11 protein-coding genes are annotated in these 14,452 nt (G+C 62.9%); 6 read left to right on the top strand and 5 right to left on the bottom strand.

Going from position 1 to position 14,452, the window contains the following annotated elements; genetic code table 11:
• The 4 genes from QB898_RS06570 to QB898_RS06555 all read left to right on the top strand — a co-directional run.
• On the top strand, positions 1-1,248 hold a 1,248-nt coding region (locus QB898_RS06570), incomplete at its 5' end, for a hypothetical protein (RefSeq protein ID WP_279524294.1).
• Entirely contained in the window at positions 1,245-1,430 is a 186-nt protein-coding gene (locus QB898_RS06565) for an NAD(P)-dependent oxidoreductase (protein ID WP_279524293.1), read from the top strand. The genes QB898_RS06570 and QB898_RS06565, both read left to right, overlap by 4 nt.
• Entirely contained in the window at positions 1,431-1,814 is a 384-nt protein-coding gene (locus tag QB898_RS06560; RefSeq protein ID WP_279524292.1) for a hypothetical protein, read from the top strand.
• A gap of 195 nt (positions 1,815-2,009) precedes the next feature.
• The gene (locus tag QB898_RS06555) at positions 2,010-2,180 is read left to right on the top strand and encodes a hypothetical protein (RefSeq protein ID WP_279524291.1); all 171 of its coding nucleotides are present in this window, start codon (positions 2,010-2,012) and stop codon (positions 2,178-2,180) included.
• A gap of 560 nt (positions 2,181-2,740) precedes the next feature.
• On the opposite strand, the gene pepN is transcribed toward QB898_RS06555, so the two are convergent.
• From pepN to QB898_RS06530, 5 genes are all read right to left on the bottom strand, one after another.
• The gene (gene pepN, locus QB898_RS06550; RefSeq protein ID WP_279524290.1) at positions 2,741-5,470 is read right to left on the bottom strand and encodes an aminopeptidase N; all 2,730 of its coding nucleotides are present in this window, start codon (positions 5,468-5,470) and stop codon (positions 2,741-2,743) included.
• 223 nt (positions 5,471-5,693) lie between these two features.
• Complete coding sequence (locus QB898_RS06545) at positions 5,694-6,317, bottom strand: DUF3829 domain-containing protein (RefSeq protein ID WP_279524289.1); 624 nt, start codon at positions 6,315-6,317, stop codon at positions 5,694-5,696.
• Positions 6,318-6,429: 112 nt separating this feature from the next.
• Positions 6,430-7,534, bottom strand: a protein-coding gene (prfB, locus tag QB898_RS06540) for a peptide chain release factor 2 (RefSeq protein ID WP_102284208.1) whose coding sequence is annotated in 2 segments (ribosomal slippage) — positions 6,430-7,452 and positions 7,454-7,534 — 1,104 coding nt in all. Because the reading frame shifts where the segments join, the coding sequence is not laid out codon by codon here.
• Between the two features lie 284 nt (positions 7,535-7,818).
• The gene (locus QB898_RS06535; protein WP_279524288.1) at positions 7,819-8,841 is read right to left on the bottom strand and encodes an aminotransferase class I/II-fold pyridoxal phosphate-dependent enzyme; all 1,023 of its coding nucleotides are present in this window, start codon (positions 8,839-8,841) and stop codon (positions 7,819-7,821) included.
• Between the two features lie 113 nt (positions 8,842-8,954).
• The gene (locus QB898_RS06530; protein WP_279524287.1) at positions 8,955-10,973 is read right to left on the bottom strand and encodes a lytic transglycosylase domain-containing protein; all 2,019 of its coding nucleotides are present in this window, start codon (positions 10,971-10,973) and stop codon (positions 8,955-8,957) included.
• A 12-nt stretch (positions 10,974-10,985) separates the two neighbouring features.
• Between QB898_RS06530 and QB898_RS06525 the strand changes: the two genes are divergently transcribed.
• A complete protein-coding gene (locus QB898_RS06525; RefSeq protein ID WP_279524286.1) occupies positions 10,986-11,594 on the top strand; it encodes a 5-formyltetrahydrofolate cyclo-ligase in 609 nt (202 codons plus the stop codon).
• 204 nt (positions 11,595-11,798) lie between these two features.
• A complete protein-coding gene (clpB, locus tag QB898_RS06520) occupies positions 11,799-14,387 on the top strand; it encodes an ATP-dependent chaperone ClpB (RefSeq protein ID WP_279524285.1) in 2,589 nt (862 codons plus the stop codon).
• The last annotated feature ends 65 nt before the right edge of the window (positions 14,388-14,452 follow it).

The raw sequence follows: 14,452 nt of genomic DNA, 5'->3' as shown, positions 1-14,452 counted from the left end.
ATGAAGTTTTCATTCATCCGATTGGAAAAGGGCCTGCATGGCAAGATCAAATTCAAGGTGGTTGGAGCCAATCACCGGGATTTGACGGGCATTGAGGTGCCATCGGAGTTGCCGCTGGATAGCCCGGGGCCGACGGCAGAGGCTAAATTCAGGCCAAAATTTTTGAAAGCTGGCTGGTACGACATTTTAGCTGATTTTGAATCCAATGAATTCAATGGCGGAATACAATTCAGCATCTTGCTATATAACGGAAAGGTTTATTACGACTGGATTGGGACAGACCTGCTGCATTCAATGGCCAGATTCAGTCTCAGGAACCACGATGAATACCAGTCATTGGTCTCTAAATTCAATAAAAAGCGCGATCAATGGAAAAAAAGCCATCCAGGGGAAGAAGAACTGCTTTTTTCTGAAAGGTGGCTGAGCAAGGAAGAATCGAAGCGGGCTACGGAGATCGTTCTGGAGGAAGAAGGTCGTATCTATAGATCCATCCAGCAGGAGTCCAATTCACACCCAGAAAAGTCAGAAGATTCTGGCAAGAAAATATCCAAAGAGGATACTGTAACAATCAGGGTTAAGTTTGCCATAGATCATGGGTTCTCCAAATTTTTGCCATTGCATGGCGCCGTGATTCGCGTTACACACACTGGAAAGGTGCCTCCAGGACTGGCTGAGCTGATTGCTTATGGCCGGTTGGATGAAAATGGGGAGCTTAAATTCATATCTCCCGTTGATGACCTGAAATACCAGGTACAGCTTCTTGGCAAGCACGATAGATTTAATATTGGCATTTTTAAGGATATTAATAATTCCATTCCCTTAGCGTCGCTGTTTGATCAAAAAGAAGAAATAAATATCAGACCCGACAAGACGCATGACGATGCAAAATTCCACATCAGCAAAGCCGAAGCCAACTCCTGGTCCGTTTTCCAGGCCCTGTATGAACTGACGGAGCATGTCAAGCCCATTGCAGGCATTTCCGAAGCGCCCGTTTTCAAGAAAGTCGTCACCAACCGCCCCACGCCAAGAGAGGCTTTTTACAGGGCGGGCAGCGATGGAGGAAAAAAGGTGTCTGAAATGCACCTGGGTTCTCTCAAGTCTTCTGACTGGGACGTGATGGCGCACGAATACGGCCATGCCGTGGCTCACCTGCAAGGCGCAACCAGGGCGGAAGGCGGCTTTCATGACGGAAGCAACCCGTACGACATTGACAAAGACACTTCTATCTCCTGGCGTGCTGCGGCATGAATTGGTCTTTTTTATTTTCACCGGTATGGCTGGATGCGAACGGCAGTTTCATCGAAGACAAAACCGGCAAATACAGATTGGACAAAGACGATTTGCTGATAGAAAATATTTCGGCAGGAATTAGCGTGCCAAATTTGGCGGCCACCGTGCCGACGTTGCTGAAACAAAGAAAATTTGTCTGAATGCTTTACCATGGCTGCCATATAATGGCTCTTAAACAAGAGCCGATTGAAAACCTTGAACATCAGGTTTTTAGTCGGCCTATCCCCTTTACCAAAAGGAAACTCAAAATGAAAAACATCTGTCTTGCGGCAATAGGGCTGATTTCATTCATGCTGCATTTTAATTTGACTATTGTCGCATTCATGAAATCATCTGCGATATATGCGGATGAAAAAACGATCTTATGGAGAAGTGTTCTTGAATATTTGTCTATTCCAATTGGCTATATCGATGGATATCTATTCATTGACAATGTAATTGTATTGATCATGCTCAACAGTCTGATCTGGACATGCCTGATCGTATTTGTAATTTGGCGTCTGACGATGTTCAAGAAAACATGAAATATATGAAATTTTTGCTTTTAAATATTGGGCGGTTGTCATGAATCAGATTGGCCACTTGAAGGTTCTTATTGAGCTGGGCGCCGGTATGAAAGCAAAAACGCCGGACTCTCCGCCCGAGACCTTGATGCAGGTGGCCAAAAGAATGATGTCTCGTGAAATCATTGAACTTTTGGGATCTTATGGCGTACGGTCTTGACTCTGAAGCGCCACGCCATTGATTTTATGGCTCATGAATATACAGCGGAGATTGGATTTCAAGGCGCCAATCTTGATGTGGATTTTCTGACTTCTTTTCTGGATCTCACTCCTTCAATGACAAGAAAAAAAAGAAAGCGGCAGATTCAAAAGGTGCTGGAGCTATAACGGGCATTTGGAAGCCGGATTCAAAAAAGAGTGGGACACGTTGGAGGAAGTCGTCTTTATATTAAGAAAACTCTCAAGCAGATGGATATCATCTTAAAAAGGTCTTAAAAAGGTCTTGAAAAGCATAAGTAATGGCGATCTGGATGAAGAATTTTCCGGGGTGGCGAGAAAAATAATGATCCTGGACCGTTTCTCATTGATATTTGTAGTGCTTGCATTTATTTGTTTTTATGCGTCTTTATTGACCCAAAATCAACCAACTTGAACAAATGGATCGCTCAGGCCGTGAGGGGTAGAAGGGTGGAGCGGGTCGCAAAGCACGCCGATGAAAGGGAGAAAAGGGGGGTGAAAAACGCCGTTTTCCGCTCCTTTGTTCATAGCGCGCTGTCCGCGCTGCTGAAGCGGCAGATGCCTTTAAGCCTTGGCTGAATTTGCTCCTCTTTTGAATGCAATCCGGCATGTCGGGCGCTGCGTAGCGCGCGTAGCCTGAGAAGCTGTTCAAAGAAGAAGCGGGGCCTGCAAGCCCCGCTTCTTCTTGTTGGCATGCGGCGTGCGCTGGGTTATTCGCCCTGGCTGCCCAGGGCGCGGGTGACGACTTCGCGCACGTCGCGGCTGAGGGTGTCGCGGGCGGCGACGGTTTGCAAGGCGGCGCGGGCGCTGCTGCGGTAGGGCTCGGCCAGGGTGGCCCAGCGGTCGAGGGCGCGGGCCAGGCGGGCGGCCACTTGCGGGTTGAGGGCGTCGAGCGCCAGCACTTGCTCGGCCCAGAAGGCGTGGCCTGCGCCGTCGGCGCGGTGAAAGGCGGCGGGGTTGTTCAGGCAGTAGGTGAAGATGAGGGCGCGGGCGCGGTTGGGGTTTTTGAGCGTGAAGTCGGGGCGCTGCATGAGCTGGCGCACGAGCGGCAGCACGTGGCCGTCTGCGTCGGGCGTGCGCGCTTGCAGGGCGAACCATTTGTCAAGGGCCAGGGCGTCTTCGGCAAAGAGGGCGTGGTAGCGGGCCAGGGCTTTTCCGGCCAGCGGGTGATGGGTGTGGATGAGGGCGGTGAGGGCGGCCAGGCGTTCGGTCATGTTCCCGGCGTCTTTGGCGCGCTGGTAGGCCTTGCCGGGCCAGACGGCGTCGCCGGTGGCCTGGGCGTTCAGGCAGAGCATGAGCAGGGCCAGGCCGGCGAGGGCGCGGCGGCCGCTGCTGGCGGCGTCGGGCTGGTAAGCGCCGCTGCCCTGGTGCGCTTGCCAGGCCCATTGCCAGTCGGCTTGCAGGGCGCTGGCGATTTGGGCGAGCATGGCCTGGCGCGTGGCGTGGATGCGTTGCGGATCAACAGGCAGGCCCTGGCTGGCCATGTGTTCGGCAATGTCGCTTTCGGCGGGCAGGGTGAGGGCCAGGGCCTTGAAGGCGGCGTCCAGCTGCGGGTGGCGGAGCACGGCGCGCAAAGCTTCCATCTGGGCGCCGTTCAGCGCGGGTTCGCCGGGGTTCGCGGATGCGCTGGCGTGGCGGGTGGCGGCTTGCAGCAGCAGGGTTTGGCCGGCTTCCCAGCGGTTGAAGGGGTCGCTGTCGTGGGCCAGGCGGTGCAGCAGTTGCGCGGGGGTTTCGGCGTATTGCAGCCGCACGGGGGCTGAGAAGCCGCGCAGGAGCGAGGGGGCGCAGCCCGCAGGCACGTTGATGAAGGTGAAGCTGGCTTTTTCTTCGGTGAGCAGGGCGGTAAAGGTGGCGGCGGGGGCGGCAGCGGGGGCGCTTTCGCCTTGCTGGCCTTCTTGCGTTTGCAGGGGCACGTCTTGCCCGTCCGGGCCGACAAGGCCAATGCGCACGGGAATGACGAGCGGCTCTTTGACGGCCTGGCCGGGGGTGGGCGGGGTGTGCTGGGCGAGGGTGAGCGTCCAGGTCTGCGCGGCTTCGTCGTAGCGGCTTTCGGCTGTCACCACGGGCGTGCCGGCCTGGCTGTACCAGCGCTTGAACTGCGGCAGCAGGGCGGGCAGGGGGCTTTGCGGGTTGGCGTCGCTCATGGCCTGGGCGAAGTCGTCGCAGGTGACGGCCTGGCCGTCGTGGCGCTCAAAGTACAGGTCCATGCCGCGCCTGAAGCCTTCGCGGCCCAGCAGGGTTTGGTACATGCGCACCACTTCGGCGCCTTTTTCGTAGATGGTGGTGGTGTAGAAGTTGTTGATTTCCTGGTATTCGTCGGGCCGCACGGGGTGGGCCAGGGGGCCGGCGTCTTCAGGGAACTGGTGGGCGCGAAGGACGATGACGTCTTCAATGCGCTTGACGGCGCGGGCCGATTCGCTGCCGGCCATGTCCTGGCTGAATTCCTGATCGCGAAAAACGGTAAGGCCCTCTTTGAGCGAGAGCTGGAACCAGTCGCGGCAGGTCACGCGGTTGCCCGTCCAGTTATGAAAGTATTCGTGGCCGATCACGCTTTCCACGCCTGCAAAGTCGGCATCGGTGGCGGTGGCGGGCTTGGCGAGCACGAACCGGGTGTTGAAGATGTTCAGGCCCTTGTTTTCCATGGCGCCCATGTTGAAGTCGCTGGTGGCCACCACCATGAAGCGCTCCAGATCCAGCGGCAGGCCAAAGCGCGCTTCGTCCCAGGCCACGGCGGCCATGAGCGAGCGCATGGCGTGGCCGGTCTGGTCCAGATCGCCCGGGCGCACAAAGACTTGCAGCAAGTGCTCCTTGCCCGCGCGGGTGGTGATGCGCTGCTCGCGCGCCACCAGGCGGCCAGCCACCACGGCGAACAGGTAGCTGGGCTTTTTGTGCGGGTCGTGCCAGATGGCGAAATGGCGGCCATCGTCCAGATCGCCGCTTTCGATCAGATTGCCGTTGGACAGCAGCACCGGCCAGCGCGCCTTGTCGGCGCGCAAGGTGACGGTGTAGGTGGCCATCACGTCGGGCCGGTCCAGAAAGTAGGTGATGCGGCGAAAGCCCTCGGCCTCGCACTGCGTGAAAAAGTCGCCTCCGCTCATGAACAGGCCCATGAGTTGCGTGTTTTTTTCGGGGCAGCAGGTGGTGAAGATTTCCAGCTCGAACGGCTCCGGCCCTTCGGGCAGGTTTTCCAGCACCAGCGTCTGGCCGTCCATGCGAAAAGAGCAGCCCTGCCCGCCCAGCAGCACGCGCGAGAGGCTGAGTTCATCGCCATCCAGCCGCAGCGGCTGCGCGGGCACGGCCATATTGCGGCGCAGCGTCATGCGGTTGAGCACGCGGGTCTTGGCCGGGTCCAGGTCAAAAGTGAGGTTCACGCTGTCGATCCAGAACGCGGGCGGGGCGTAGTCGGCGCGGCGGATGGTGGCGGCTTGCGGATGGTTCATGACGGTGTGGTGCAGGGAAAGGAATGCGGGCAGGGCAGGGCGGTGTTCCGCCCTGCGGCGCGTGAAAAAGAGTTCAAAAAGAGAAGCAGATCCGGATGGGTCAAAAACGGCTTTCGCGCAGTCTCCACTAGGACATCACGCTATGGTTATAAGAGCAAAATCAGTCTTTCTTTCCAGGTGACGAATGGCGTAAAAAAGGCAACGGCGCCACGCCCATGCGGCTTCAGCGCGAGAGGCGGTTGCTGCTGCTGACCAGCTGGTTGCACTTGCGCGCCACCTTGCCGGGCGAGCCGTCCACCATCCAGCCGCCGCTGCCTTCAAGCATCATGCGCTCGCCTTGGTTGTAGAGCTTTTTGCCGCGCACGCGGCGCACACGCTTCTTGGCGGCCACGAGAAATGGCTCAATGCTGCTTTCAAACGCGCTCCACATGGGCTGCCCGCCTTCATGCGCCTTGGCGTAGGCCAGGGTTGCGTCGGCAGCCTTTTCAAAGCTGACCATCGGGGCGGCGGCCTTTTCCACACGGGTCAGCCCGGCGGCATAGAAGTTTTCCATCGCCGGTGTCAGGGCGCCTACATCTTTCAGGCAGTCGCTCACTGCGTTATCGCCGAGGGCACAGAGGCCATCAACCATGCGCTCCCTGCCCGCAGGGCCTGTCTTCATGTTTGCCACCCGGCTGGCGTAACGCTCCATGCTTCGCATGGCGCGGCCGTCCACGCTGTTGCAGCAGCCGATATAGGCGGAGACTTTGGCGGACGGGTCATCTGCCGACGCGAGCGCTTCATCCGGCTTGCCCGAGCGGGCAGTGAGCAAGGCCGGAACCAAAGTGGCGTGAAGCGTGTTTTTCATATGCAGAGCGAAGGTTGAAAAAGGCGAACGCGGGGAATGCAGACGATGAAAATGCCGCCGCCTGCCGCCAGAGGCCCCCGGCGCGGGGCGGGGCGGCCGGGCTGGCTTGGCCTCACACGCCCTGCTTCAGGCTGGCCTCGATGAACGCATCCAGATCGCCGTCCAGCACTTTTTGCGTGTTGCTGATTTCAACGCCCGTGCGCAGGTCTTTGATGCGGCTTTGGTCGAGCACGTAGCTGCGGATCTGGTGGCCCCAGCCCACGTCGGTTTTGCTGTCTTCGAGCTTTTGCTGCTCTTCCATGCGCTTGCGCATTTCATGGTCGTAGAGGCGGCTGCGCAGGCGGCGCCAGGCCACGTCGCGGTTGGAGTGCTGGCTGCGGCTGTCCTGGCACTGCACGACGATGCCGGTGGGCAGGTGCGTCAGGCGCACGGCCGAGTCGGTTTTGTTGATGTGCTGGCCGCCCGCGCCGCTGGCGCGGTAGGTGTCCACGCGCACGTCGGCGGGGTTGATGTTGATTTCGATGGAATCGTCAATTTCCGGGTAGACGAAGATGGACGCAAACGAGGTGTGCCGCCCGCCGGCCGAGTCAAAGGGCGATTTGCGTACCAGCCGGTGCACGCCCGTTTCGGTGCGCAGCAGGCCGAAGGCGTATTCGCCTTCCACTTTGATGGTGGCGCTTTTGATGCCGGCGGTTTCGCCCGGCGTTTCGTCTTCCAGATCGGTTTTGAAGCCTTTGCGCTCGGCGTATTTCAGGTACTGGCGCAGCAGCATGCTGGCCCAGTCTTGCGCTTCGGTGCCGCCCGCGCCGGCCTGAATGTCGATGAAGCAATTGCTGGGGTCGGCCGGCTGGTTGAACATGCGGCGAAATTCCAGCTGTTCGACCGTGCCTTGCAGGCGCTGCACGTCGTCGGCAATGGCCTGCAAGGCGGCTTCGTCGCCTTCTTCGCGGCTCATTTCATACAGCTCGGCGTTGTCGGCCAGGTTGCGCGCCAGGTCGTCGAGCACGAGCACCACGTCGTCGAGGCGCTTTTTTTCCTTGCCCAGCTCCTGGGCTTTTTGGGGGTCGTTCCAGACGGCGGGGTCTTCCAGCGCGGCGTTCACGGTGCGCAGGCGGTCGGCCTTGGCAGGGTAGTCAAAGATACCCCCGTAGCTCGGCGGTGCGGGCGGTGAGGTCTGCGATCTGGCTGCCAATCTGGTTGATGCGTTCTGCGTCCATGATGTTTTCCGGGTGTTTCTTGAGAAAAAAGCGGGCGATTCTCGCATGCGGGTCTCTCGGGAGCCTGCCTGTGGCGGGCTTTGCCGCCTTTGCGCGGCTGGCGGCGGCGCGGCGGCATTTGGCGGTTTGCTTCCCGTCCGCCAGACTACATCAAAAACAGGAGCGAATTCAAGGGGGTCAAAATGCCGTTCTGCGCAGATTACACTAGGACCTCATGCTACGAATAATATAGTGAAAATAACCGTCTGCCCGTGGCCCTGTGCGGACAGATTGCGAACAGGTTCTCAGAGCTTCGCCAGCGTGCGCAGCAGGGCCTCTTGCACCGGCGGGGGCGCGACGGCCATGCGCACGTGGCCGGGCAGGCCGAAGCTGGCGCAGTCGCGCAGCTTGAAGCCTTGGGCGCGCAGGGCGGCCAGCAGCGCGGGCATCTCGTGCGCCGCCAGCGGCGGGCGGGCGGTGAAAAAGCTGGTTTGGCTGGGCAGCGCTTGCCAGCCCGCTTGCGCCAGCCCGTCAAGCTGCCGCGCGCGCCACTGGCGCAAGGTGGCGCGGCACGCATGCAGCCAGGCGGCGGCGGCGGGGCTGGCCCAGGCTTGCAGCAGGGCTTGCCCGTGCGCGCCCAGCGGCCAGGAAGGGGCCAGCGCCTGCACGCGCGCAAGCAAGGCGGCATCCGCATGCAAGGGGGCGATGGCGTAGGCGGCGCGCACGCCGGTCAGGCCCAGCGCCTTGTTGGGGGTGATGAGGCGCCAGGCGCGTTGCAAGGCGGCTTCGTCCAGGCTGGGCGCGCCTTGCAGGCGCAAGGGGGCGTAGGCCTCGTCCAGCGCCAGCGTTTGCTGCGGCGCGAGGGCGGCGGCCAGTGCGGGCAGGTCAGTTTGCGGCTGGCCCAGCGGGCTGGATGGCTCGCAGGCCCATAGCAGCGCGGCTTGCGTGGGCGCGGCAGCCAGCGGCAGGCCGTGGGCCTGGGCGGCGCGGGCGTAGTCGCCGTAGGCGTGGCGGGGCAGCCAGACGGCGGGCGGCGCGCCGCCATCGCGCGCGGCGGTGCCTTGCAAAGCTACAGCGGCGGTCAGGCGCTGGATGAATTCGCTGCCGCTGGCGGCCACGAAGATGCGGCTGGCCGCCACGCCGTGCCACTGGCCCAGCAGCGCGCGCAGGCGGGTGTAGGCGGGGTCGGGGTAGCGGCGCGCGTCGGCCCGCTCCAGCGCCCGCACGGCCAGCGGGCAGGGGCCGCAGGCGTTGGCGTTGGTTGAAAGATCGTGCTCGGGCGCGCCCTGGGCATCAGGGCCGCCGTGAAGGGGGGCGGGGCCGGGCATGGCGGCAGGTTCGGGTTGCTGCAAAAAAGTGAGCGGCCCGCGCTGATTCCACGGGGGCTTGGGGCCGTTTGATGCTGATTGGGCGCTGATTGAAAGAAAAGCGCGGCGGCGCTTCAAGGCAGTTCCGCCCCGGTTTCTTCCTGCGGCGCGGGCGGCGCAATGCGCCCCAGGCGCTGGGCCAGGGACTGGGGCTGGCCGGTGAGCAAGGCGGCGTAATCGACGGTGTTGGAGAGCACGTTTTTGACGTAGGCGCGGGTTTCGTCGAAGGGAATGTTTTCCACCCAGGCCGCGCCTTCCAGCTCGGGGCCTGCGCCGTCATCGGGGGCGCGCCACTGGCGGGCGCGGTTGGGGCCGGCGTTGTAGGCGGCGGCGGCCAGGGGCAGGGCCCCGTCAAAGCGCTCCAGCGCCAGCTTCAGGTAGTGGGAGCCGATTTGCAAGTTGGTGTCCAGCTCGTTGATTTGCGCAGGCTTGAAGCCCTTGAGGCCGAGCTGGCGCGCCGTCCAGCGGGCCGTGGCGGGCATGATTTGCATCAGGCCCGATGCGCCCGCGCGCGAGCGGGCGGCGGTGACAAAGCGGCTTTCCTGCCGGATGAGGCCATAGACGTAGGCCGCTTCCAGCCCGCTGGCGCTGGCGTGGCTGAGCACTTCGGCGCGGTGCGGGGTGGGAAAGCGCAGGGCTTCGTCGCTGAAGGGCAGGCGTTCGCTGGCGCTGATGCAGCGGTCCCACACTTCGTGCTGGCAGGCGTAGGCGGCAGCGGCGTGGCGCTGTTCGTCGCTCATGCCGCCGGGCGTGTGCAGATTGACGGTGTAGTTCCACTCGCGCACGCCTTCGCTGCGCAGGCCCAGCAAGATGGCCAGCAGCGCGCGGTTCAGGCCCGCGTTGTGCCGCACGGCCTGCTGCATGGCGGCAGGCACGGGCGGGGCGGCGGGGGCGCGTTGCAGGCGCTGGCCCAGGCGCTCGGCGGCGAGCTTTTCGTAAAAGCCGCCGCCGCTGGCGCGGGCGATGGATTGGTAAAGCGGCTGCGCCTGCGCGGCCTGCCCCGTGGCGGCCAGTGCGCGCGCCTTCCAGTACACCCATACGGGCTGGCTGGCCTGGGCGGCGGGCATGGCGCTGATGGCGCGCAGCACTTCAGGCCACTGCCCGGCGCGCAAGGCGGCGCGGGCCATCCATTCGCGTGCTTCGGGCAGCAGCCAGGCGGGCTGGCGCACGCGGCTGAAGTAGGCGGGCGCGTCGGCGGAAAGGCGCAGCGCGGCTTTGTGGCCGGCGGCGGCCCAGACCCAGTCGCGGCCTTCTTCGCTCATTTGCCCGGCCCACTGGGGCATCCAGGCGCTGGCTTGCGCGGGGTCGGCGCTGGCAAGCCGGGCCAGCGCCAGGGTGGTGAGTTCGCGGCGCAAGGCGGCATCGGCCACGGCGGCGGGCTGCGCGGCCAGCCAGCGGGCGGGGCTGGCGGCAATGGCTTCAATGTGCGGCAGCGCTTCAGGGTGCAGCAGGGCGACTGCGGCGCGCGCCAGCGGGGTTTTGCCCGCCAGCAAGGCAGCGCGCGCCTTGCGCCAGACGGCAGACGGCGGCACTTGCCCATCGTCCAGCAGGCGCGAGACGGCCCAGAGGCACCCGTCATCAGCGTCTTTTTGCGCCAGCCACAGGCGGGCGGCTTCTTCGCCCGCGCCTGCCGCCGTTTCCGGATGCGTCAGATGCGCCAGGCCCAGCGCGTAGCAGCGCACTTGCGCGTCATCTCGCATGCGGTAGGGCGGCTCGTAGGCCAGAAAGCGCCCCCAGTCGCGCCGCTGGCCCAGCAGCAGCAGCCAGTCGTTGCGCAGGCGGTCTTCCTGATACGTGCCCGCGTGGCGCTGCAAGAAGGCGTCCACCTCGGCGGGCTGCGCCAGCGGCAGGCGCGCTTTCAGCTCCCAGTAATCGGCCCACGGCTCCAGCGCATGGCCCGCCGCCAGCGGCAGCAGGGCCGCAAGCTGCGCCCGGTCACTCTTGCGGAAGGCGGCGCGCATTTGCACGATGACGGCGTCGGCGGCGCCAAGGGCCTGCGCGCCGGGCGCGTCGGGCGCATCAGGGTTCAAGCCGGTTTGCGCCCCGGCCAGGGGAGCGGCCAGCGCCAGCAGCAATGTCAGAATCTTTCGCATATTGATTGAATTATGAGCACCCGCCCTGACAAAAAAGCCCTGCGCCAGCGCCTGATGGCCCAGCGCCAGAGCCTGCCCGGCCGCGCGGCGCGCTCGGCCGCCCTGCACGCAGCGCTGCGGGCCTGGCTGGCAAAGCGGCCCGAAACCTGCATAGGCGCTTACTGGCCCATCAAGGGCGAGTTCGACCCCCTGCCTGCCCTGTGCCATTGGCAACAAGAAGGCCAGCAGCAGGAAGGCCAGCAGGCGAACCAGCGCCGCCGCATCGGCCTGCCCGTGATGGACAAGGCCAGTAAAACCCTGGCCTTTCACGACTGGCGCCCCGGCTGCCCGATGGAGATGGACGCCTGGGGCATACCCCAGCCCAAGGGCACGCCAGCCATTGCGCCCGATCTGCTGCTGGTGCCTTGCGTGGGCTATGCGCCCGGCGGCGTGCGCCTGGGCTACGGCGGCGGCTTTTATGACCGCACCCTGGCCGCGCTGCGCCCGCGCCCCTATGCCGTGGGCCTGGCCTTCGCCTGCGCCTTCGTGGCCGACTTGCCGCCCGAGCCGCACGACGCGCCGCTGGACGCCATCCTCACCGACTGCGGCCTGGCCTGGCCCGTCAAGGCCGAATCGCATTGAAAACAGGAGCAAATTCAAGACCCATGAAAACGGCTCTGGCGCAGTTTCCACTAGGACATCACGCTATTCAAAAAGGAGCAAAAAAAGACCCTTCATCCAGCCCCGCCAGGCGGCTGCCCGACTTGAAAAAAAACGGGGCAGCCGCAACTGCCCTGTGTCATTGGGAGCGTGCGCGCTGCACGCTCACGAAAGGAGAAAACACTGATGCGAGCCGACAAATTCACCACCAAATTTCAAGACGCGCTGGGCGACGCCCAGTCGCTGGCGCTGGGCAAAGACCACGCCTACATCCAGCCCGAGCACTTGCTGGCCGCCATGCTGCGGCAAGAAGGCGGCCCCAAGTCGCTTTTGCAGCGCGCGGGCGTGAACACGCAGCAGCTGGCGCAGGCGCTGGATGCTGCCGTGCAGCGCCTGCCGCAAGTGCAGGGCCAGGAGCAGGTGCAGCCCAGCCCTGATCTGATGAAGCTGCTGCAAGCCACCGAAAAAGAATCCATCAAGCGCGGCGACCAGTTCATCCCCAGCGAAATGTTTTTGCTGGCGCTCACCGAAGCCAAAGGCGAAGCCGCCCGCATCGCCAAGGAAGCGGGGCTGACGCGCAAGGCGCTGGAAGCGGCCATTGACGCCGTGCGCGGCGGCCAGACGATGGACAGCGCCGACGGCGAAAGCCAGCGCGAGGCGCTGAAGAAATACACGCTCGATCTGACCGAGCGCGCACGCCAGGGCAAGCTGGACCCGGTGATTGGCCGCGACGACGAAATCCGCCGCGCCATTCAGGTGCTGCAACGCCGCAGCAAGAACAACCCCGTGCTCATTGGCGAGCCGGGCGTGGGCAAAACGGCCATCGTGGAAGGGCTGGCCCAGCGCATCGTGGCCGGCGAAGTGCCCGACACCCTGCGCGACAAGCGCGTGCTGGCGCTGGACATGGCGGGCCTGCTGGCCGGGGCCAAGTACCGGGGCGAGTTCGAGGAGCGCCTCAAATCCGTGCTCAAGGAAGTGGCGCAGGACGAAGGCCGCATCATCTTGTTCATCGACGAAATCCACACGATGGTGGGCGCGGGCAAGGCCGAAGGCGCGATGGACGCGGGCAACATGCTCAAGCCCGCCTTGTCGCGCGGCGAGCTGCACTGCATTGGCGCCACAACGCTGGACGAATACCGCAAATACATCGAAAAAGACGCCGCGCTGGAGCGGCGCTTCCAGAAAGTGCTGGTCGATGAACCCAGCGTGGAAGACACCATCGCCATCTTGCGCGGCCTGCAAGAAAAGTACGAAGTGCACCACGGCGTGGACATCACCGACCCGGCCATCGTCGCCGCCGCCGAGCTGAGCCAGCGCTACATCACCGACCGCTTCCTGCCCGACAAGGCTATTGACCTCATTGACGAAGCGGCGGCCAAGATCAAGATCGAAATCGACTCCAAGCCCGAAGAAATGGACAAGCTGGAGCGCCGCATGATCCAGCTCAAGATCGAGCGCGAAGCCATGAAGAAGGAAACCGACGAGGCTTCCCGCAAGCGCCTGGCGCTCATTGAAGACGACCTGGCCAAGCTGGAAAAGGAATACGCCGATCTGGACGAAATCTGGAAGGCCGAAAAAGCCAGCGCCCAGGGCAGCGAGCAAATCCGCAAGCAGATTGACCAGATTCGCTTCCAGATTGACGAATTCACCCGCAAGGGCGACTTCAACAAAGTGGCCGAGCTGCAATACGGCCAGCTGCCCGCGCTGGAAAAACAGCTCAAGGAAGCGCAGGCCACCGAAGTGGCCGGCGAGCGCGCCGCGCCCAAGCTGCTGCGCACGCAAGTGGGCGCGGAAGAAATCGCTGAAGTCGTCAGCCGCGCCACCGGCATCCCGGTCAGCAAAATGATGCAGGGCGAGCGCGAAAAGCTGCTGCACATGGAAGAGGCCCTGCACCGCCGCGTGGTCGGCCAAAACGAAGCCGTGAACGCCGTGGCCGACGCCATCCGCCGCTCGCGCTCAGGCCTGTCAGACCCGAACCGGCCCCTGGGCAGCTTCTTGTTCCTCGGCCCCACCGGCGTGGGCAAAACCGAACTGTGCAAGGCGTTGGCGGGCTTCTTGTTCGACAGCGAAGAGCACCTCATCCGCATCGACATGAGCGAGTTCATGGAAAAACACTCCGTGGCCCGGCTCATTGGCGCGCCCCCCGGCTACGTGGGCTACGACGAAGGCGGCTACCTCACCGAAGCCGTGCGCCGCAAGCCCTACAGCGTGGTGCTGCTCGACGAAGTGGAAAAAGCCCACCCCGACGTCTTCAACGTGCTGCTGCAAGTGCTTGACGACGGGCGCCTCACCGACGGCCAGGGCCGCACCGTGGACTTCAAAAACACCGTCATCGTGATGACCAGCAACATCGGCAGCGCCCAGATTCAAAGCCTGGCCGGCCAGCCGTATGAAGACATCAAGGAAGTCGTGTGGGCCGAGCTGAAAAACCACTTCCGCCCGGAATTTCTCAACCGCATCGACGAAACCGTGGTCTTTCACGGGCTGGACGCCAAACACATTGGCGAAATCGCCCGCATCCAGCTGCAAGTGCTCAAGGCGCGGCTGGAAAAAATGGACCTCACGCTCGACGTGAGCGAACAGGCCTTGGAGGAATTGGCCAAAGTCGGGTTCGACCCCGTCTTTGGCGCGCGCCCGCTCAAGCGCGCCATTCAGCAGCGCATTGAAAACCCGCTGTCCAAGCTGCTGCTGGAAGGCAAATTCCCGCCCAAATCCACCATCCACGTCAAAGTGGACCCGGTGCAAAACCCCGGCGTCTTCGAATTCAGCGCCTGACAGCCGCACCCCATGCCGGGCGGCCCGCCCCATGCGCCGCCCGGCAGCCCGCCAGGATGGCAGCA

Source organism: Ottowia cancrivicina (assembly GCF_029813755.1).
Classification (GTDB): Bacteria; Pseudomonadota; Gammaproteobacteria; order Burkholderiales; family Burkholderiaceae_C; genus Ottowia; species Ottowia massiliensis.
This window is presented reverse-complemented; position numbering and strand designations above follow the sequence as displayed.

Coding starts and splice junctions, on each gene's coding strand:
- QB898_RS06565 (WP_279524293.1), top strand. CDS start 1,245: ATGAATTGGTCTTTTTTATTTTCACCGGTATGGCTGGATGCGAACGGC.
- QB898_RS06560 (WP_279524292.1), top strand. CDS start 1,431: ATGCTTTACCATGGCTGCCATATAATGGCTCTTAAACAAGAGCCGATT.
- pepN (WP_279524290.1), bottom strand. CDS start 5,470: ATGAACCATCCGCAAGCCGCCACCATCCGCCGCGCCGACTACGCCCCG.
- QB898_RS06545 (WP_279524289.1), bottom strand. CDS start 6,317: ATGAAAAACACGCTTCACGCCACTTTGGTTCCGGCCTTGCTCACTGCC.
- QB898_RS06535 (WP_279524288.1), bottom strand. CDS start 8,841: ATGCCCGGCCCCGCCCCCCTTCACGGCGGCCCTGATGCCCAGGGCGCG.
- QB898_RS06530 (WP_279524287.1), bottom strand. CDS start 10,973: ATGCGAAAGATTCTGACATTGCTGCTGGCGCTGGCCGCTCCCCTGGCC.
- QB898_RS06525 (WP_279524286.1), top strand. CDS start 10,986: ATGAGCACCCGCCCTGACAAAAAAGCCCTGCGCCAGCGCCTGATGGCC.
- clpB (WP_279524285.1), top strand. CDS start 11,799: ATGCGAGCCGACAAATTCACCACCAAATTTCAAGACGCGCTGGGCGAC.